The organism is Actinomadura sp. GTD37, assembly GCF_041951365.1.
Classification (GTDB): domain Bacteria; phylum Actinomycetota; class Actinomycetes; order Streptosporangiales; family Streptosporangiaceae; genus Spirillospora.
The window spans coordinates 626128-645430 of record NZ_JBGNUS010000004.1 but is presented as its reverse complement, the minus strand read 5'-3'; the positions used below and the strand labels follow the sequence as shown (position 1 = coordinate 645430).

12 protein-coding genes are annotated in these 19303 nt (G+C 74.6%); 4 read left to right on the top strand and 8 right to left on the bottom strand.

The annotated features are described in order from the left end of the window. Positions 1–21 precede the first annotated feature (21 nt). Together ACA511_RS24415 and ACA511_RS24410 are read left to right on the top strand one after the other, a co-directional pair. On the top strand, positions 22–3378 hold the full coding sequence (locus tag ACA511_RS24415) for an error-prone DNA polymerase (protein WP_375026902.1): 3357 nt from the start codon (positions 22–24) through the stop codon (positions 3376–3378). Between the two features lie 113 nt (positions 3379–3491). Further along, a complete protein-coding gene (locus tag ACA511_RS24410) occupies positions 3492–5609 on the top strand; it encodes a protein kinase (RefSeq protein ID WP_375026901.1) in 2118 nt (705 codons plus the stop codon). 12 nt (positions 5610–5621) lie between these two features. On the opposite strand, the gene ACA511_RS24405 is transcribed toward ACA511_RS24410, so the two are convergent. Beyond that, positions 5622–6551, bottom strand: a complete 930-nt coding sequence (locus tag ACA511_RS24405; protein WP_375026900.1) for a Ppx/GppA family phosphatase — start codon at positions 6549–6551, stop codon at positions 5622–5624. A gap of 74 nt (positions 6552–6625) precedes the next feature. On the opposite strand from ACA511_RS24405, the gene ACA511_RS24400 reads away from it, so the two are divergent. Further along, positions 6626–7054, top strand: a complete 429-nt coding sequence (locus tag ACA511_RS24400; protein WP_375026899.1) for a PH domain-containing protein — start codon at positions 6626–6628, stop codon at positions 7052–7054. On the opposite strand, the gene ACA511_RS24395 is transcribed toward ACA511_RS24400, so the two are convergent. Both ACA511_RS24395 and ACA511_RS24390 read right to left on the bottom strand, forming a co-directional pair. After that, complete coding sequence (locus ACA511_RS24395; protein ID WP_375026898.1) at positions 7051–7959, bottom strand: ribokinase; 909 nt, start codon at positions 7957–7959, stop codon at positions 7051–7053. The two genes, ACA511_RS24400 and ACA511_RS24395, sit on opposite strands and share 4 nt — an antisense overlap. A 63-nt stretch (positions 7960–8022) precedes the next feature. Then, positions 8023–8241, bottom strand: coding sequence for a hypothetical protein (locus tag ACA511_RS24390; protein ID WP_375026897.1), 219 nt, complete (start codon positions 8239–8241; stop codon positions 8023–8025). A 92-nt stretch (positions 8242–8333) separates the two neighbouring features. Here ACA511_RS24390 and ACA511_RS24385 point away from each other — a divergent pair, with 92 nt between their 5' ends. Beyond that, complete coding sequence (locus ACA511_RS24385; RefSeq protein WP_375026896.1) at positions 8334–9140, top strand: SAM-dependent methyltransferase; 807 nt, start codon at positions 8334–8336, stop codon at positions 9138–9140. A 10-nt stretch (positions 9141–9150) separates the two neighbouring features. On the opposite strand, the gene ACA511_RS24380 is transcribed toward ACA511_RS24385, so the two are convergent. The 5 genes from ACA511_RS24380 to ACA511_RS24360 all read right to left on the bottom strand — a co-directional run bounded on the left by ACA511_RS24380 (position 9151) and on the right by ACA511_RS24360 (position 19218). After that, positions 9151–9666, bottom strand: a complete 516-nt coding sequence (locus ACA511_RS24380) for a MarR family winged helix-turn-helix transcriptional regulator (RefSeq protein WP_375026895.1) — start codon at positions 9664–9666, stop codon at positions 9151–9153. A 77-nt stretch (positions 9667–9743) separates the two neighbouring features. Beyond that, positions 9744–12938 (bottom strand): family 78 glycoside hydrolase catalytic domain, encoded by a 3195-nt coding sequence (locus ACA511_RS24375; protein WP_375026894.1) that lies wholly within the window; start codon positions 12936–12938, stop codon positions 9744–9746. Positions 12939–13018: 80 nt separating this feature from the next. Next, positions 13019–14434, bottom strand: a complete 1416-nt coding sequence (locus ACA511_RS24370; RefSeq protein ID WP_375026893.1) for an arabinose isomerase — start codon at positions 14432–14434, stop codon at positions 13019–13021. A gap of 18 nt (positions 14435–14452) precedes the next feature. Continuing rightward, positions 14453–16675, bottom strand: a complete 2223-nt coding sequence (locus ACA511_RS24365) for an alpha-L-rhamnosidase C-terminal domain-containing protein (RefSeq protein WP_375026892.1) — start codon at positions 16673–16675, stop codon at positions 14453–14455. A gap of 11 nt (positions 16676–16686) precedes the next feature. Beyond that, a complete protein-coding gene (locus ACA511_RS24360) occupies positions 16687–19218 on the bottom strand; it encodes an alpha-L-rhamnosidase C-terminal domain-containing protein (RefSeq protein ID WP_375026891.1) in 2532 nt (843 codons plus the stop codon). Between the last annotated feature and the right edge of the window lie 85 nt (positions 19219–19303).

Here is a 19303-nt window from a genome sequence, read left to right as displayed (position 1 = left end):
TTCCCCGCACGGGCGCGGCGCATGACCGGGTGGCACAACCCGCCGATCCCGTGGCGGGAGTTCGAGGAGCGGCTGTCGTGGCGCGGGCCCGGACGGGAGGCCGGGCGGGAGGCCGGGCGGGAGGCCGGGCGGGAGGCCGGGCGGGAGGCCGGGCGGGAGGCCGGGCGGGAGGCCGGGCGGGCGCCGCAGGAGCCGCCGCGGCCACCGGAGCCCCCGCGCCGCGCGGACGCGCGGGTGCCGTGGGCGGAGCTGCACGTCCACTCGTCGTTCAGCTTCCTGGACGGCGCCAGCGACCCCGCCTCGCTCGTCGCGGAGGCGGCGCGGCTCGGCGTGGAGGCGATGGCGGTCACCGACCACGACGGCATGTACGGGGCGGTGCAGTTCGCGCAGGCCGCGCACGGCGCCGGGATCGGGACGGTGTTCGGCGCGGAGCTGAGCCTCGGCCTGCCGGGCCCGCAGACCGGGGAGCCCGACCCGGCGGGCCGGCACCTGCTGGTCCTCGCGCGCGGCGCCCCCGGATACGCGCGGCTGTGCTCGGCGATCACGTCGGCGCAGCTCGCGGGCGGGCGCAAGGGCCGCCCCGTCTACGACCTGGACGCGCTGTCCGGCGCGCACGGCGGCCGCTGGGCGGTGCTGACCGGATGCCGGAAGGGCCCCGTCCCGGCGGCGCTGGAGGCGGGCGGCCCGGACGCGGCGGAGCGTGCGCTGCGCGACCTGATCGCCAGGTTCGGCCGCGAGAACGTGTTCGTCGAGCTGGTCGACCACGACCAGCCCGACGACGACCCGCGCAACGACGCCCTGTTCGAGCTGGCGGCGCGCGCCGGCGTGGACGCCGTGGCGTCCAACAACGTGCATTTCGCGGCGCCCGGCGCGGACGCGCGGCTGGCGCAGGCGCTGGCCGCCGTCCGGGCCCGCCGCAGCCTGGACGACATGGCGGGCTGGCTCCCCGCGAGCGGCACCGCGCACATCCGGAGCGGCGCCGAGATGGCGAAGCGGCTGGCGCGGTTCCCCGGCGTCCTGGAGCGGACGGTCGCCCTGGCCCGCGAGTGCCTGTTCGGCTTCGACGTGGTGGCGCCCAGGCTGCCCGACTGGCCCGTCCCGGACGGCCACACCGAGGCGACGTGGCTGCGGCGGCTGGTGGCGGAGGGCGCGCTCAGGCGGTACGGGCCGCCGGAGCGCGAGCGGGTGGCGGGCGCGTACGCGCAGATCGCCAAGGAGCTGGACGTCATCGAGCAGCTCCGCTTCCCCGGCTACTTCCTGATCGTCCACGACATCGTGGAGTTCTGCCGCGGGAGGGGCATCCTGTGCCAGGGCCGCGGGTCGGCGGCGAACTCGGCGGTCTGCTACGCGCTCGGCATCACGGGCGTCGACGCCGTCCGGCACGGGCTGCTGTTCGAGCGGTTCCTGTCGCCCGGACGCGACGGCCCGCCCGACATCGACCTCGACATCGAGCACAAGCGCCGCGAGGAGGCCATCCAGTACGTCTACGGCAAGTACGGGCGGGAGTGCACGGCGCAGGTCGCGAACGTCATCAGCTACCGGCCGCGTATGGCCGTCCGGGACGCCGCCCGCGCGCTCGGCTTCTCCCCCGGCCAGCAGGACGCCTGGTCCAAGGGCATCGACCCGCGCGACCCGGTGGGGTCGGAGTCCGACGTCCCCGCGCCGGTGCTGGAACTGGCGGGCCGGATGCTGGCGCTGCCCCGCCACCTCGGCATCCACTCCGGCGGCATGGTGATCGCGGACCGGCCGGTCGGCGAGATCTGCCCGGTCGAGTGGGCGGCGATGCCCGGCCGCAGCGTCCTGCAGTGGGACAAGGACGACTGCGCGGCGGCCGGCCTGGTGAAGTTCGACCTGCTCGGCCTCGGCATGCTCGCCGCGCTGCACGACTGCTTCGACCTGGTGGCCGAGCACCACGGGCGGCGCTACGACCTGCAGTCCGTCCCGCCGGAGGACGAGCCCGTCTACGACATGCTGTGCGACGCCGACACGGTCGGGGTGTTCCAGGTCGAGTCGCGCGCGCAGATGGCGACGCTGCCGCGCCTGCGGCCCCGGAGGTTCTACGACCTGGTGGTGGAGGTGGCGCTGATCCGGCCGGGGCCGATCCAGGGCGGGTCCGTCCACCCGTACCTGCGGCGGCGGAAGGGGCTGGAGCCCGCCGTCTGCCCGCATCCGCTGATGGAGCCCGCGCTCGGCCGGACGCTCGGCGTGCCGCTGTTCCAGGAGCAGATGATGCAGCTCGCCGTCGACTGCGCCGGGTTCACCCCCGCGGAGTCGGACCGGCTCCGGCAGGCGATGGGCGCCAAGCGCGCCCCCGAGCGGGTCGAGCGGCTGCGGCGCCGGCTGCTGGACGGGATGGCCGAGCGCGGCATCCCGTCCGGCGTCGCGGAGAGCGTCTACGAGAAGATCCTCGGCTTCACCGGGTTCGGGTTCCCCGAGTCGCACGCGCAGAGCTTCGCCCACCTGGTGTACGCGAGCGCCTATCTGAAGCGCCATTATCCGGCCGCTTTCACCGCCGCTCTGGTGCGCAACCAGCCGATGGGGTTCTACAGCCCGCAGAGCCTTCTGGCGGACGCCAAGCACCACGGCGTCGTGGTCAGGGGCGTGGACATCAACGCCAGCGACGTCCATCCGACGCTGGAGGAGCCGATCGAGGTCGACTCCGGCCATCCGCACGCGCCGGCCGAGCCGCAGCCGGCGATCCGGCTCGGCCTGTCCGGCATCCGCAACCTGGGCGACGGGACGGCGGAGGCGATCGCGGCGGGACGCCCCTACACGAGCATGGAGGACCTCGCCCGCCGCGTGCCGGTGCCGGCCGGCGCGCTGGAGGCGCTCGCGACCGCGGGCGCGTTCGACGGGCTCGGGACGACCCGGCGGGAGGCGCTGTGGGCCGCGGGCGCGCTGGCCGGATCCGGACCCGGGCGGCTGGAGGGCGTGACGCCGGGCGCGGCGGCGCCCCCGCTGCCCGCCATGACGCCGGTCGAGGAGACGCTCGCCGACCTGTGGGCCACCGGCGTGTCCAGCGTCCACCCGGTCGCGCACGTCCGGGAGGCCCTCGACGAGCTGGGCGCCCTGTCGTCGGCGCGGCTCGCCGGGACGCCGGGCGAGACCAACGTCGTCGTCGCCGGGCTGGTCACCCACCGGCAGCGCCCGCCGACCGCCGGCGGCATCGTGTTCATGACGCTGGAGGACGAGACCGGCATCGTCAACGTGGTGTGCCCGCCGCAGGTGTTCCAGCGGCACCGGGCCCTCGCCGTCGACTCGCAGGCGCTGCTGGTCAGCGGCCGGCTGGAGCGCGCGGACGGGGTCGCGAACGTCCGCGCGACCCGGCTGCGCCGGCTGCCCGTCCCCGGGCGGGTGCGGGCCCGCGACTTCCATTGATCCGGCGCGGCTAGAACCTTGGGCCGCCCTCTGACATCGTAAGGAGGCGTTGGGGCCGCGTGCCGCCGTGGCGGCGGCCGCCAAGGCGTGGCCGCGGGGAAAAGGTGATCTCCATGGACGGGCCGCGAGCGTCCTCCCTGCGCGAGCTGCGCCCGGACGACCCCACGCGCATCGGCCGGTACCGGATCGAGGCCAAGGTCGGCGAGGGCGGGATGGGCGCCGTCTACCTGGGCCGCGACGACGCGGGACGTCCCGTCGCCGTCAAGGTCGTCCGCGCCGAGCTGGCCGGCGACCGGACGTTCCTCGCCCGGTTCCACGACGAGGCCGCCAACGCGCAGCGGGTCGCGTCGTTCTGCACCGCGCAGGTCCTCGAACACGGCGAGGACCTCGGCCTCGCCTACATCGTGACCGAGTACATCGACGGGCCGTCGCTGCTGGAGCACGTCAGCGAGCAGGGCGCGCTGTCGCCCGGCATGCTGCACGGCGTCGCGGTCGGCGTCGCCGCCGCGCTGGTCGCCATCCACAGCGCGGGGCTGGTGCACCGCGACCTGAAGCCGAGCAACGTGCTGCTGTCCATCTCCGGCCCCCGGGTGATCGACTTCGGGATCGCCCGCGCGCTCGACGTGGCCTCGTCGCACACCCGGACGGGCCAGGTCGTGGGCACGCCCGGCTGGATCGCGCCGGAGCAGATCACTACGCAGCAGGTCACCCCGGCCGTCGACGTGTTCGCGTGGGGCTGCCTGGTCGCGTACGCGGCGAGCGGCCGCAACCCGTTCGGGCAGGGCTCGTTCCAGCTCCTCGCGGCGCGCGCCGTGCACGCCGACCCGGAGATCGGCGACCTGCCGCCGTCGCTGTCCGGGATCGTCCAGGGGGCGCTGCGCAAGGACCCCGGCGCCCGGCCGAGCGCCCGCGATCTGCTGCTCGCCCTCGTCGGCGGCGCCGGCGAGGCCGCGGTGACGACCGAGCTCGGCGAGTCGTGGACCTCGCCGCCGGCCGGGGGCAACCCCAACGCCACCTCGCGGGACGCCCCCTCCTCCGGGCCCGCGCCGGCGCCGCCGATGCCGGCGCCGCCCGTCCCGCAGCAGCCCGTCCCGCAGCAGCCCGTCCCGCAGTGGCAGGTCCCACGGCAGCCGGTTCCGCAGCAGCAGGCCCCGCAGCGGCCCGTCCCCGCGCCGCCCGTGCCGGAGCCGCCCACGCGGCCGGTGCACGAGCTCCACACCGAACCGCCCACCGAACGCGAGTACGCGGTGCCCCCGCCCGTCCTCCCGCCGGCGCCGGGACGGGGCGGACGGCCGTCCAGGCGCACCACGCTCATCGCCTCCGCCGCGGCGGGCGTGCTGGTGGCGGGCCTCGTGGCGGGCGCCGTCTACTACCTGGCCCAGCCGTCCGGCGAGGCCGGGAACACGGGGCGGAAACCGGCGGCGTTCCCGGCGGGGCCGCTGCTGGTGCGGGTCGACACCAAACCCGGCTGGCCCAAGTCGTGCCACGCCGACATCGGGCTCTTCACGCCCGCCGGCAACGCCGTGCGCACGCTCGCCCCCGGGCCGGAGTGCGACGTCCTCCCGGAGTGGTCACCGGACCGCAGGCTCATCGCCTTCACCCGGACGGGCGGGGGCTCCAGCGCGGCGTGGGTGATGAACGCCGACGGCTCCGGCGCGCAGAAGGTCACCGACATCGCGGGCGGACGGGTGACCTGGTCGCCCGACGGCAGGCGCCTCGCGTACATGGGCCTGCGGGGCTCCACCAGGCAGATCTTCGCCATCGCCCTCCAGGACCGCAAGGTCACCCAGCTCACCACCGACGACTCCGCCAAGGACGACCCGATGTGGTCGTCCACCGGCAGGCTCGTCTTCTGGAGCAAGCGCGACGGCGCCGAGCAGATCTACAGCCTCGCCCCGGACGACCCCGGCGGGCGGTGGACGAAACTGACCAGTGACGGCGTCCGGTCGGTGGATCCCGAATGGTCGCCGGACGGGTCGAAGATCGCCTTCACCCGGGGCACGTCCGACGACAGCGCCATCTGGACGATGAACGCCGACGGCTCCGCCCCGGAGGCCCTCACGTCCGGCGGCGAGCACGACATGGACCCGGCGTGGTCCCGCGACGGCCGCTGGATCTGCTACGCGCGGGGCGCGACCAGCGACCCGGTGCTGCACGCGATCCGCGCGGACGGCACCGACGACCGCGAACTCACCCCGGCCGGCCGCCGCCTCGGCCACCCGAGCTGGTAGCCGGCGGCCGGCTCAGCCGGTGATCATGTCGAGGCGGCGCAGGATGACGCCCTCGCGCAACGCCCACGGGCAGATCTCCAGCGCGGTCAGCTCGAACAGGTCCATCGCGGCGTCCGCGACGATCGCGCCCGCGAGCAGCTGCTCGGCGCGGCTCTCCGACACGCCGGGCAGCTCGGCGCGCTCGGCGGCCGGCATCGGCGCGAGCTTCTCCGCCCAGTCCGTCACGTCGGAGTCGGACAGGGCGCGGCGCTGGAACGGTCCTTCGGCGGACGGCGCGGCCCCGGCGATCCGGGCGAGCTGGCGGAACGTCTTGGACGTGGCGACCGCGTGGTCGGCGGGCCCGTACCGGGCGACGTCCCCGACCTGCCGGGCGATCTCCGCCCGGACGTGCCGGCGCAGGTCGCGGATCTCCTCGGGCGGCGGCGGGTCGGCGGTGAACCGGTCGCGGGTGAGCCGGCCCGCGCCGAGCGGCAGCGAGACCGCCACGTCCGGCTCCTCGTCGATGCCGGACGCGATCTCCAGCGAGCCGCCGCCGATGTCCACCACGAGCAGCCGCCCCGACGACCAGCCGAACCAGCGCCGGACGGCGAGGAACGTCAGCCGCGCCTCCTCCTCGCCGGGCAGCGAGCGGATGTCGATCGACCTGCCGGCGCGGATGCGGCCGAGGACCTCCTCGCCGTTGGCGGCGTCGCGGACGGCGGAGGTCGCGAACGCGACCAGGTCCTCGACGCCCTTGTCCTCGGCGATCCGCAGCGCCTCGTCGACGAAGTCGCCCAGCAGCGTCTCGCCCTCCGCGGACAGGCGGTCGGCGTCGTCCAGGTGGGCGGCGAGCCGCAGCTCGGCCTTGTGGGAGTACGCGGGGAGGGGGCGCGCCCCCCGATGCGCGTCGACCACCAGCAGATGCACGGTGTTCGAGCCAACGTCCAGCACGCCGAGTCGCATGCCTGCGACGCTACCGGACGCGCCGGGAGCCGCCGGGGGCCGGGCGGGCGCCGGTTGCGGCTACGGTGGCGGGCATGAACGCGGGAGCACAGCGGCGGTGGCGGGTCCCCCCAGGTCATGTGGCGGTGAAGTGCGCCGCCGCGGCGGCCGTCACGGCGCTCATCGTCCTCTACAGCCACGACCCGCAGTTCCTGTTCCTCGCGGCCGCGGCGGCGATCGGGCTGAACGCCCTCGCGCTGCGCGACCTGGTCGCGCCGGTCCGGCTCGCCGCCGACGGGGACGGGCTCACGGTCGTGACCGGCTACGCGGGGCACCGCCGCATCCGGTGGGACGAGATCAGCACGATCCGGGTCGACGAGCGGCGCCGGCTCCTGCTGCACACGCGGATCCTGGAGATCGAGACCGCCGACGACCTGTACCTGCTCAGCGCCTACGACCTCGGCTCCGACGTCCACGACGTCGCCGACGAGCTGTACCGGCTGCGGGCCCGCACGAGCCGCTAGGGCTCGGGCAGCTCGTCCGGCCCGGGGTAGGAGCTCTGCGCGCCCCGCCTGGTCACCGCCGCGGCGCCCACGCGGGTGGCGTAGCGGGCGGCGTCGCGCAGCGCGTCGCCGCGGGCGAGGCGCAGGCACAGCGCGGCGGTGAAGGCGTCGCCCGCGCCGGTCGTGTCGACGGCGTCCGCCTTCGGGGACGGGATCGCGGTGACGCCGTCGCCGTCGGCGACCACGACGCCGTCGGCGCCGAGCGTGACGACGACCGAGCGGGGCCCCGAGCGGGCGAGCGCGGCCGCCAGCGCGCCGGCGTCGTCGTCGACGGCGCCGTCCAGGAGGAACGCGGCCTCGTGCTCGTTGACGACGAGGGGGTCGCAGAGGGCGAGCAGCCCGTCCGGGACGGGCGCGGGCGGCGACAGGTTGAGGACGACCCGCCCGCCGGCCTCGGCCGCGGCGCGGGCGGCGGCCTCCACGGCGGGCAGCGGCACCTCCAGCTGGAACGACACGACGGACGCGCCGGCGATCATCGCGCGGGCGGCGGCGACGTCCGCCGCGCCGAGCCGGGCGTTGGCGCCGGGCGAGACGATGATGCTGTTGTCGCCGTCCGGCCCGACGGTGATCAGCGCGACGCCGGTCGGCACCCCGGGCGTGGTCGCCAGGTGCGCGAGGTCCACGCCGTCCGCGGCGAGCGCGCCGCGCAGCAGCTCGCCGTACCCGTCGTCGCCGACGCGCCCGACGATCCCGGCCCGTCCGCCGAGCCGCGCCGCCGCGACCGCCTGGTTGGCCCCCTTGCCGCCCGGATGGACGACGAGGTCGGAGCCCAGCACCGTCTCCCCCGGCGCGGGGCGCCGGTCGACCCCGACGACGAGATCCGCGTTGACCGACCCCACCACGACGACTTCCCACTGTTCGATCACGGGGTAACCACTACAGGGGCGGCCGCGGTTCGCGCAAGCGCCGGCCGCACCGGCACGCGCTGGTCACACGGGGTGCAGCTCGGCCAGGTCGACGATCTCGGCGAGGTCCTCGACCGACGGGTAGTAGCCGCGGCCGACCAGTTCCCCGCGCCGCGTCACCAGGAACGCGCTCTCGCCGCGCACGCCCGCGTACTCCGCCAGGACGCGGTGCGCGCCCGCCAGCCGCACCGCCGTCACGCGCAGGCCGCCGGGCCCCGCCCAGCTCCCCCGATCACCCTCCATACACGGAACGCTACGCTGCGTGACATATCGTGACGGGACCGGGTTCCGCGTTCGTGTTGCCGCCCGGTCGGCGATGGGACGATCATGTCCCGGTGACCGACTTCTCGGACGGGACCGCCTCCGGCCTGGACACCGGCTCCCCCAACGTGGCGCGGATGTACGACTACTGGCTCGGCGGCAAGGACAACTTCGCCGCCGACCGGGAGGCCGCCGAGCGGGTCGTGGAGATCTCCGAGGGCCGCGTCGTGCGCGGCGTCCGCCTCAACCGGGCCTTCCTGCGCGCCGCGGTGCGCGCCGCCGCCGACGCCGGCGTCCGCCAGTTCCTCGACCTCGGGTCCGGGCTGCCGACGCGGGAGAACGTGCACGAGGCGGCGGCGGGCGCCGCCCCGGGCACGCGGACCGTCTACGTCGACCACGACCCGGTCGTCTGCGCGCACGGCCGCGCGCTCCTCGCCGGCGCCGGGGGCGTCGGCCTCGCCGAGGCGGACCTGCGCCGCCCGGACGAGGTCCTCGGCCACCCCGCCGTCCGCGACATGATCGACTTCTCCGAGCCGGTGGCGCTGCTGCTGGTGTCGGTGCTGCACTTCGTGGCCGACGCCGACGACCCGCACGCGCTGGTCGCCCGCTACCGGGACGCGCTGGCGCCCGGCAGCCGGCTCATCCTCTCCCACCTCGCCTCGGACGCCTTCCCCGAGCACATGGCGCGGGCCGAACAGGTCTACGAGGGCGCTAGCGCGCGGCTCGGCGCCCGCCCGAGCGAACAGATCGGCCGCTTCTTCGACGGTTTCGACCTGATCCCCCCAGGGCTGACCGGCCCCCGCGAATGGCTGGGCGACGCCGACCAGGACGGCGAGCGCTTCGCCGGCCTGGTCGGCATGGGCGGACTGCCCCGCAGGTGAGCCGGGCGCACTACCGCGCCCGCCGATCCCCGCCGTCCGCGGCATCGGCGGCATCGGCGTCGGCGGCGTTCGCGGCGCGCCAGGCGCTCTGGTCGCGGGCGACGCGCTGGAAGGCGTCCTTGAACGCGGTGAAGGCCCCGTCGCCGAGGGCGCGCCGGTGCCGGTCCTCGATGCCGGCGAGGATCGCGCGGGCCTTCGCGATCTCGTCGAGGCCGTGCTCGGTGGGGACGATCCGCTTGGCGCGCCGGTCGTCCGGATCGGGTTCGCGGCGGACGTAGCCGAGCGCGACCAGCTCGTCCACGATCGTGCCGACGATCTGCTTGTGCTGGCCGGACCGGGCCGACAGCTCGGTGGCGCGCAGCCCCTCCGGGTCGAGGAAGGCGAGGACGGTGCCGTGCCGGGGCCGGACGTCCGGATGGCCCTCCTCGGCCAGGCGCTCGAACAGCTCCTCCTGCAACGCCCGCATCAGCCGGCCCGCCAGCATCCCCAGATCGGGCCCCCGCCCTTCGCTCTCCGTGTTAGTCACGATTGTTGACTATAACCGCACAGGGCCGCGCCGGGCCACGCCGGCGGGCCCCGGCGGCGAACCGGGACCCGTCCGGCTCAGGAGACGCTCCCCTCGAACTTCCAGTCGCCGGAACCGATCTCGAAGACGGCGCGGCCGTTCCGCACGCCGATCCAGCGGGCGTCTCGGGGCGCGGTGGGCCTGGCGGCCCCGTCGGAGACCGGGAACTCCACCCGCGCACCGGCGCCGGGCGGGACGGTGACGTCCAGGCGGAGCTTCCTGCCGGTGCGGCGCCAGGACGCCGCGGCGCGCCCGCGCGGCGTCTCGTAGGTGGCGGCGGCGCGCGTGACGTCGCCGACGACGGCCGGCCGGACGAGGAGCGTCTCGAAGGCGATCGAGTCGTCCGTCTGGCCGAGGCCGGCGAGCCCCGCGTGGAACCACTCGTCGATGGCGCCGAGCATGAAGTGGTTCTGCGAGTTCCCGGAGGTGGGCCCGTCCCAGTTCTCGGTCAGCGAGGTCGCGCCGTGCACGACCTGGTAGCCGTAGCTCGGGTTGCCGGTCTGCGTGGCGAACGCGTGGATGACGTCGTCGCGTCCGGCCGCAGACAGGACGTGGAACACCGACGGCAGCGCGATCTCGCCGACGGTGAGGTGGTAGCCCTTCGCCTCGATGCCGTTCACCAGGTGGGCGAGGACGGCGTCCTTCTTGCCGTCGGGGACGACGCCCATGTCGAGCGCGAGCGCGTCGCAGGCCTGGCTGCCGGAGCCGTAGGTGTCGCCGGTCGCGTACTTGGCGTTGAACGCCGACCCGATCCGCCCCGCCAGGGCCTCGTACTCGGCCGCGTCCGCGTCCTTGCCGATGACCTTCGCGATGCGGGCGAGGGCGGACACGGCGCGGTGGTAGCCGAACGTGGCGGTCACGCCCTTGGGCGTGCTGTTGTCGAACGTGATCCAGTCGCCCAGGCCGTAGTCGAGGAGATGCCCGTCCGCCTTGCCGGACAGGTAGTCGACGTAGCGCACCATGTTCGGGTAGTAGGTGCGGAGCGTGGCCACGTCCCCATAGGCGCGGTACATCTGCCAGGGCGCGAAGACGATGACGTTGCCCCAGTTGGGGTCGTCCCTGAACCCGCCGGAGAACACCGTGAACTCGGGCGCGATGTCGGGGACGAGACCGTCCGCCGTCTGGGCCTCGGCGATGTCGCGGACGATCGCGCCGTAGTAGGCGGCGACGTCGTAGTTGCGGGCGACGGCGGGGAACACCAGGTTGGCCTGCTCCAGCCAGCCGAGCTTCTCCCGGTGCGGGCAGTCGGTGAGGACGGAGTACATGTTGCTCTGCACGGCCCGGTCGATGATCCGGTGGATGTCGTTGAGGAGGCCGTGCGAACTGGTGAACGAGCCCGCGCCGGCATTGCCCGCGCGCAGCACGATCCCGGTGACCGTGCGCTCGTCCGGCGCGGACGGCAGCCCTTCGAGCTGCAGGTAGCGGAAGCCGTGGTAGACGAACCGCGGATGCCACGTCTCGGTGCCCTCGCCGGACAGGGTGTAGGTGTCCCAGATGGGCGAGCCGGTGGTGTGCTGGCTGACGGTCCCGTCGTCGTCGAGCAGCTCGCCGGGGCGCATGGTGACCTTCGTCCCGGCCGGTCCGCTGACGCGCAGCTCCGGCCAGCCCGCGAAGTTGGTGCCGAGGTCGACGACGTAGACGCCGTCCTTCGGCTGCGTGATCTTCTTGGTGCGGAAGGCGCCGACCGGGACGATCGGCGGCGCGGTGCGGGCGGCGAGCCGGGCCGTGGGCGCGGCGACCCGCACCGCGTCCGCCCAGTCCCGCGGGGTGCGGCGCGCGTCGTGGTCCTCGCCGCCGTACCAGTTGGTGAAGGTGGTCGCGCCGAGGGCGGTGCGCCAGGACGTGTCGGACGCGACGACCTCCCGCGACCCGTCGGTGTAGGTGATCTCTAGCTGGCCGAGGAACGCGGGCTTGCCGTCCGACCGGGTGAGCTTCTCGTAGCGGCCGGGCGTGGGCGGGACGTGCGCCATGCCGGTGCCCAGTTCGACCTGCACGCGGTTGCCGCCGCGATGGAGCAGCCCGGTCACGTCGTAGGTGGAGTAGACGAGCCGCTCCTTGTACGCGCTGTAGGGCGGTTCGAGGACGGCGTCGCTGACGGGGCGTCCGTTCACCGTGATGTCCAGGACGCCGAGGGCCGTCGCGTAGAGGCGCGCCGTGCGGACCCGCTTGCCCACCGTGAACTCGCGCCTGAAGACGGGGAGCGCCTCGGGCTGCCGGTGCAGCGGCGGCGGCGCCTCCTGCCCCTCGACCGTGGCGGCGGTGTCGAACGTCTTGCCGTCGCCGGACGTCCGGACGGTGAAGTCCTCCGGGAAGTTGGCCGTCCTCCCGTCGTCGGTCGTCACGTCCGTGCGCGGGTAGAGCAGGACGCGGTCGAACCGCTTCTCCTCGCCGAGGTCGATCTGGATCCAGACGGGGTCGGCGAGGTCCTGGTCCCGCCGCTCCATGCTGGTGTAGCCGAAGGGGGCGGTGTCGCTGGTGAGCGAGCCGTCCGTGAGCGCCTTCGGTTCCCACTGGCCGCCGACCGTGTAGCTCTCGGACGCGGTCACGGCCGCCTTGGCCGCCGCGTTCGCGCCGGACTCCCCGTCCAGCACCTGGATCTCGGCGAGCTGGAGCCGCGACACCTTGTACGGCCAGCCCTCCTTGATCGGAAGGCCGAGCCGCGTCACGTCCAGCCGGACGTAGCGGGCGGACCGGGCCGGGAACGTGATCGTCGCGGCCGCCGGGCTCGGCTCCCCGGACCACGCCTCGTTGCCGATCCACCGGGCCGCCCAGTCCGCGGCGGCGAGCAGGCCCATCTCGAAGTGGGACGGCTCGCTCCACGCGGACGCGCGGCCGTCCCCGTCCCATACCCTGACCTGCCAGGACGCCCGCTCACGGGACTTCAGCGCCCGTCCGGCGTAGACGGCCGACACGGCGGCGCCGCCGACCTTGCCGGAGTCCCACAGGTCGGGACGGGCGAGGCGCGCCTCCGACGTGGCGACCCGCACCTGGTAGGCGGACGGGACGGCGTTGCGCGGCCCCGCCGCGAACCGCCAGCTCAGCGTCGGTTTCGTGGCGTCGATCCCGAGCGGGGCCGGCATGTGGTCGACCTGCGGATCGGCGGGCCGCAGCGTCGGGGCCCTCCCCGGGCCGGGCGCCGCCGACGCGGGCGCGACGACCGCGCCGCCCGCCGTGACCGCCGCCGCGGCGACGCCGCCGGCCTGCACGAACCTTCTTCTGGACAACTCGTTCATCACGCAGGCTCCTCGGCCATGGTTCGCGAACGGCAGGTGAGGGGACCGGATCCCCTGATCACGCCGTCAGAGTCGTTCGGTCAGGGGTTCACTTGGATGAGGTCGACCTCCAGGAGGTCGGCGACGGCCTTCAGGTCGGCGGCCATGTGGCCGGTGCCGAGGGCCCAGTGGTGGGAGATGCCGGTGGCGGACCACGCGTCGGTCCACTCGCCGGGGTCGCAGCCGAAGTCGACGCGGGACGTGGTGTTGCCGATCCGCAGCAGCGGCCCGTCCACGGTCTCGCCCTCGGACGCGACGAACGCGAACCGGCCGTCGCGGCGCTGGACGATCCCGAACGCGGTGACCGGGCCGTGCCTGACGTCGAACTCCACGGACACGCCGTAGCCGCGCTTGCCGTGGTAGACGCCGAGGCCGCGCAGCAGCGGCCGGCGGGCGCTGATCGCCAGGTGGGCGGGCCCGTCGTGGCCCATCTCGACGTGGCCGCGCCGGAAGTCCAGCGCCTGCAGCTCGGTGAACGAGCCGCCCGCCCCCAGCCGGTCGGCGATCAGCATGGCGAGGGACGTGCGCAGCTCGTACTCGCCCGCCGCCGGGATCCCGCGCGCGGTGAGCAGCGAGGCGCCGAGGATCATCCCGGCGCCGAGCCGCTCGTGGATCTCGCCGTCCAGGCCCCGGTGGTAGTAGGCGAGGCTGTCCAGCCCGAAGTCGGCGGTGAGCCGGTCGAGCCCGACGGCGACGCGGGCCGCCCAGGCGAGGTCGTCGCCGTCGACGGACTCGTCCAGCTCGAAGATCTCCTCCGCCTCGGCCTTCTTCGCGGCGGCCTCGGCGCCGGTGACCTTCTCCACCCGCACCCGCAGGTCGTCGAACTCCAGCACCTCGACGTGCCCGCCGAAGTTGGCGCTGACGAGCGTGAGGTCGGTGGAGACGTCCAGCATGCCGGGGTACAGGTGGCCCATGAGGCCGTGCCGGCCGCGCCGCAGCGCCGCGCGGACCCCGGCGGCCCGGACCCAGCGGCCGATCCTCGCCCAGGCGCGCTCGTCCTCCAGGTACCCGGAGACGGAGCGGAACGGGACACCGCAGCGCTCGAACGCGTTGGCCATCTCCGGCAGCGGGCAGGCTCCGCAGTAGGCGAGCCACTGCCCGGTGTCGAACGTCGCGTGGTCCATCGACTCGGTCGGCTGCAGGTTGATCAGCAGTACCGGCGCGTCCGCCCGCTGCGCGACCGGGACGAGCATCGACGCGGTCATGTAGGTCGTGAGGAAGCCGACGATGACGTCGCAGCCGGCCGCGCGGAGCCGCTCCGCGGCCGCCGTGCCCTCCTGCGCGTCGGAGATGAAGCCGGCGTCCACGACCTCGGCGCCGAGCCCCCGCATCCGCTCCGAGACGCGCTCGGCGGACCGCTTCAGCTGCGGCAGCAGGTCGGGGAACTGCGGCCAGTAGGCGCCGAGGCCCCCGGCGACGAGGCCGACCTTCACGGGCGGCGCTGCGGTGTCTGCCATTCCGCTCCTTCTCTCGGGCTAGTGGGCCGTGAGCGTGTGGCGCCCGGCGGACGCGCCGTCGACGTAGACGTACACGCCGTCGCTGGACACCCCCGGCCGGGTGGCCTCGCCGCCGGCCCAGACCGTCCGGCCGTCCAGGGCGACGCGGCGGGTGGACGCCGAGACCGGGACGGCGAGGCGGCCGCTCGTGCCGCGCGGCGCCGTGACCTTCAGCTGGAAGCCGTGGCCGGTCCTGCGCCAGGACGCGGCGATGTCGCCGTGCGGGGTCGGGACGGTCCCCTCGGCCCACTTCAGGTCCCCGGTGAACGGCACCACGGCCCAGGACGCGTATCCGGGGCCGGTGGGCCGCACCCCGAGGACCTTCGTGCTGAGGGTGGTGGTCGGCTGCGCGGCCCAGCCGTGCGCGAGGCTGGAGAACTGCTTCAGGTTGGGCGAGCCGTCCGGCTGCATGTGCTCCCAGAACGTGGAGCCGGGGTCCTGCGCGAGCTGGTGGCCCCAGAACTTGCGGATCAGCTCCAGGCCGGACGCGTCACCGGTCTCCAGGCGCGCGTCGACCTCGAACCCGCTCGGCAGCGGCGCGTAGAACGGCGGGATGCTCGCGTTCGGCGTGGACTGGGAGACCGTCAGCGACCCGATCCCGGTCCAGTTGTTGGCGCGCAGGTAGGCGAGGGCGCGCCCGGCGCGGTCCCCGCCGGCGATGCCGCTGAGGACGGCGGCGACGTTGCCGTCCTGCGGGTAGGCGCCCGGGATCTCGCGGGACAGCCGGTAGGCGCCGGCCTTCTCGTCCCAGAGCTGCTCGTTGACGGCCTTCTTCACCACGGCGGCCCGGTCGGCGTACGTCGCGGCGGACGCGTCGCCGCGCGCCTTCGCCATCGCGGCCATCTGGTCGAGGTTGCGGGCGTACAGCGCGTTGACGTAGGTCTCGTGGCCGCAGTTGGAGTACCCGTAGTGGCCACACGACCCGGACTCGGCGAACCCGATGAGGCCCGCGCCGTCCTCCGCGCGGACCGACTCCAGCCAGGCGGTCGCCTTCGTCAGCTGCGGCCACCACCGGTCGAGGTAGGCGCGGTCGCCGCTGTACATCCAGTGGTCGTACATGTTGGACACGAACCAGGTGACGTACTCGCCGTAGGTGCGCAGCTCGTTCTGGTTGTGCTGGCCGACGAGGCTGGCGGCGGGCATGTAGCCGTCGGGGAGCTGCTGGGCGGCGAGCGACGACAGCGAGTTGTCGATGGCGCCCCGGTCGTAGGTGCTGAGGTAGGCGACGGGCACCTGGACGGCGAGGTCGCCCTGCCAGACGATCCGGTCGCGCTTGCCGCCGTCGAAGATGACCGACGTCTTCGGGTCGGCGTGCGGTACGGGGTCGTCGGCGTGGTCGCCCTCGCCCGGCTCGTACGGCCACTTCTTCGCCGTGCCGGACGCGCCGGTGTTGACCTGGACGGTGTAGGCGCCCGCGTACCAGACCTTGTTGAGCAGGTTGTCGCTGGACAGGAAGTTGCCGCGGTAGCCGTCCAGGTCGCGCTGGTCGGGCGCGGCGGTGAAGTCGAGCGACACCGCGTCGATGTCGACGGTCCCGGGGCCGTCCAGGAACAGCGTCGCGTAGCGGAACCCGCCGCGCAGCTCCTTGTCGCGGACGGTGCCGGGCAGGCTCGCGCCGTCCAGCGGGAGGGCGTGGCTGTCGGTGTCCGCGGTGTAGGGCTGGCCGGGGAAGCCGTTCCAGATGTTCGCGGTGTCGCAGCCGGGCGCGATCTTGCCCTGGCCGTCGTTGGCGTCCGGGGTCAGCGCCATGTACCGGACCGACTCGGAGAAGCAGGCGCGCAGCTTCGGATCTCCGGACGCGCCCTTGACGCGGACCTTCAGGTGCCCGGCGACCTCCTTGCCGAAGTCGACGATCAGCAGCGGGGAGCCCGCGCGGTCGGCGGCGCCGGTCAGCCGGACGGCTCCGCCGCCCTTGGCCAGCGCGGCGGCCGGGGAGCCGTCGATCTCCCCCTGCCGCGGGTCGGCCTTGAACACCTTGACCGGCTTGACGTCCCGGCTCTGCGGTGCGAGCACGTAGGGGCGCCACTGGCCGGGGCGCGGCGTGTAGGAGTCGTTCTGCCAGGGGCCGCCGGCCGGGTGGGGCGCGGCGGCGGCGGGCAGCGCGAGCGCGGCGGTGCTGGTGATGGCGAGCGCGGCGGTGCCGGTCGCCTTGAGGGCGGTGCGGACGAGGGAGCGGCGGGCGGCCGTGGTGGGGGGAACCATGATCACTCCGTTCAGCGGGCGGTGGTGAGGATGGACGTGCCGGTCAGGCCGGGGACTTGCACGAGGCCGTCCTTGACGGTGACGCCGGGCCTGACGGCGGTGCCGTCGCGCCAGACGACCTTTCCGTTGACGCGGACCTCGGCGGCGCCCCGCGCCGGGACGCCCGCGGTGGCGGTGGTCCCGCCGGGCGCCGCGACCCGCAGCGTGAACGCGGCGCCGCGCAGCCGCCACGCGGCGGTGATGTCGCCGTGCGGGGTCGGCACGCGTCCCTCGGCCCAGCGCAGCCCGCCGGTCGGGTGCGGCAGGACGGTGAACGTCCCGAACCCGCCGGACGTCGGGGTGACGCCGAGGACCTGGTTGGTGAGGAACGAGGTCGGGGCGGCGGCCCACCCGTGCGACAGGCTCGTGTAGGAGCCGAGCTGCGGCGCGCCGGCGGGGCTGACGTTCTCCCAGAGGGTGCCGGGCTGCGCCTTGCCCAGCATCGGGTACCAGGTGCGGCGCAGCAGCGACGCCGCCCCGGCGGCGTCGCCCTGGGAGGAGTGCGCGAGCAGCGACTGCGCGGACACGAACGTGCTGATGTACTGCGGGACGGCGCCGCCCGCCCTGTCCACGGTGAGGTCGCCGTGCGGGTTCGCGAGCCGGTCGCCGAAGAACGCGAGCACCGACCGGGCGCGGTCGCCGGTGGCGACGCCCGCGACGACCGCCATGGCGTTGCCGTCCTGCGGGTGGTTCGCGTCGGACGGGCCGACCTTGTAGGCGCCGGCGGCCGGGTCCCACAGGTGGTCGTTGACGGCCTTGGCGGTGCGCGCGGCGTGCTGCCGGTAGGTCGCGGCGAGCCCGGTGTCGCCCTTGGCCTGCGCGGCCTGCGCCGCCTGCCCGAGCACCTTGACGTACAGGGAGGAGACGTAGGTGCCGCCGGCGTCGTTGCCGTAGCCCCAGGTGCCGCCGGCGCCCTTCATGGTGAGGAGCCCGTCGTCCCCTGCGTTGGACTCCAGCCACGCGACGTTCTTCTTCATCGCGTCGTACCACTGGTCGAAGAACGCCTGGTCGCCGGTGTAGAGGTAGTGGGTCCAGTAGTTGTGGACCCACCAGGCCGCGTACTCGCCCCAGTTCATGTTGTAGCCGAGCTTGTCGGTCAGGAAGAGGCCGGGGATCTGGCCGTTGGCCGCCTGGCCCTTGGCCATGAACCCGACGGCGTTCGCCGACGGCGCGGACAGCCCGGTCGACAGGTACGACACCGGGTCGGCGATCGCGTTGTCGCCTCCCCAGATCATCCGGTCGCGCTTGGCGCCGTCGCTGATGATGCTGTCGCCCTCGCCGACGATGGCGTCGTTGCGGACGGGTCCCTCCTGGCCGGGGTAGGGGCGTCCGGTCGTCGGGTCGATCGTCGACATCTGGACGGTGTACGCGCCCGCGTACCAGAGCCGGTTCAGGGTGTCGTCGCTGGACAGGAACGCGCCCTTGTAGCCGTCCAGGTCCGGGTTGGCGGGATCGGCGGTGAACTTGAGCCGCAGGTCGGACAGCTTCACCTCGCCGGGGCCGTCCAGGAAGACCATGAGGTAGCGGAACCCGCCGCGGATGACCGGGTCGGTCATGGCGGTGCGCCCCGCCTTGGTCTCCAGGTAATGGGTCTCGGTGGCGAGGCCGACCGGGTCCTGGCTGTAGTCGGACGCGGTGGTGAGGTACTGCGCGCTCTCGCTGAACGCCAGGCCGAGCTTGGGCGTGCCCTCGCGGACGTCGGCGGTGACCTGGACCTGCCCGCCGACCTCTTTCCCGAAGTCGTAGACGACGTAGGGGCGGCCGTACTCGTTGGACGTGAGCGTGGTGCCGCCGTGGCGGAAGGCCCCGGACGGGTTCTGGACCGTCCCGCCGTAGGGCGCCGCCGGGGCGCGGCCGTCCTTGTGCACCGTCCAGACGGCGTGGATGCGGGCGCCCGGCCCGGGGTCGCCGGCGTTGCGGAAGGCGACCCTGATGTCCTCGGCGGAGCCGGTCAGCCTCGCCGGGACGGCGACGTCGTAGTGGACGAGGCCGGCCTTGTCGCCGCTCCACACGCCCGCCTGCGCCGGGTCTGGCTTGCGCTCGTGGACGACCACGCCGTTCACCAGCACCTCGTAGTGGGCGGTGGCGCTGCCCGCCTCCTCCACCCGGAGGGTGACGGGGCCGCGTCCGGGCGCGACGCGCATCCGGTAGCCGAAGCCCGCTCCCGCCGCGCCGCCCGCCTGGCGGGTCATGACGCCGTCCGCCTTGGCGGTCGTGGACGATCCGGCGTCCAGGTCGTGGCCCTCCTTCTCCGATTCCTCGGACGCGGCGGTCACGTGGTCGGCGTTCAGCCCGGACGACTCCGCCGCCTTCACCGGGCGGACCGTCCGGCCGGACGGGGCGAGGATGTAGCGGTCGGCGGCGGACAGGGACGGCAGCCCCAGCGGGTCCCCGGGCGCCGCGGCGGCGGCGCCGGAGGGGACTGCGACGAGGGCGGCGGCGCCCAGGCTCAGGGAGGCGATGACGGATACACGGGTTCGCGCGAACTTATTCGCTGGTGACATCGTTGTCCTTCCGGGTTCCTCTTGGTAGAGCGGGCCCGACGGGACGGCCGGTGGCTCGGACGGGTGGTGCCGCCGCGGTGGTGTC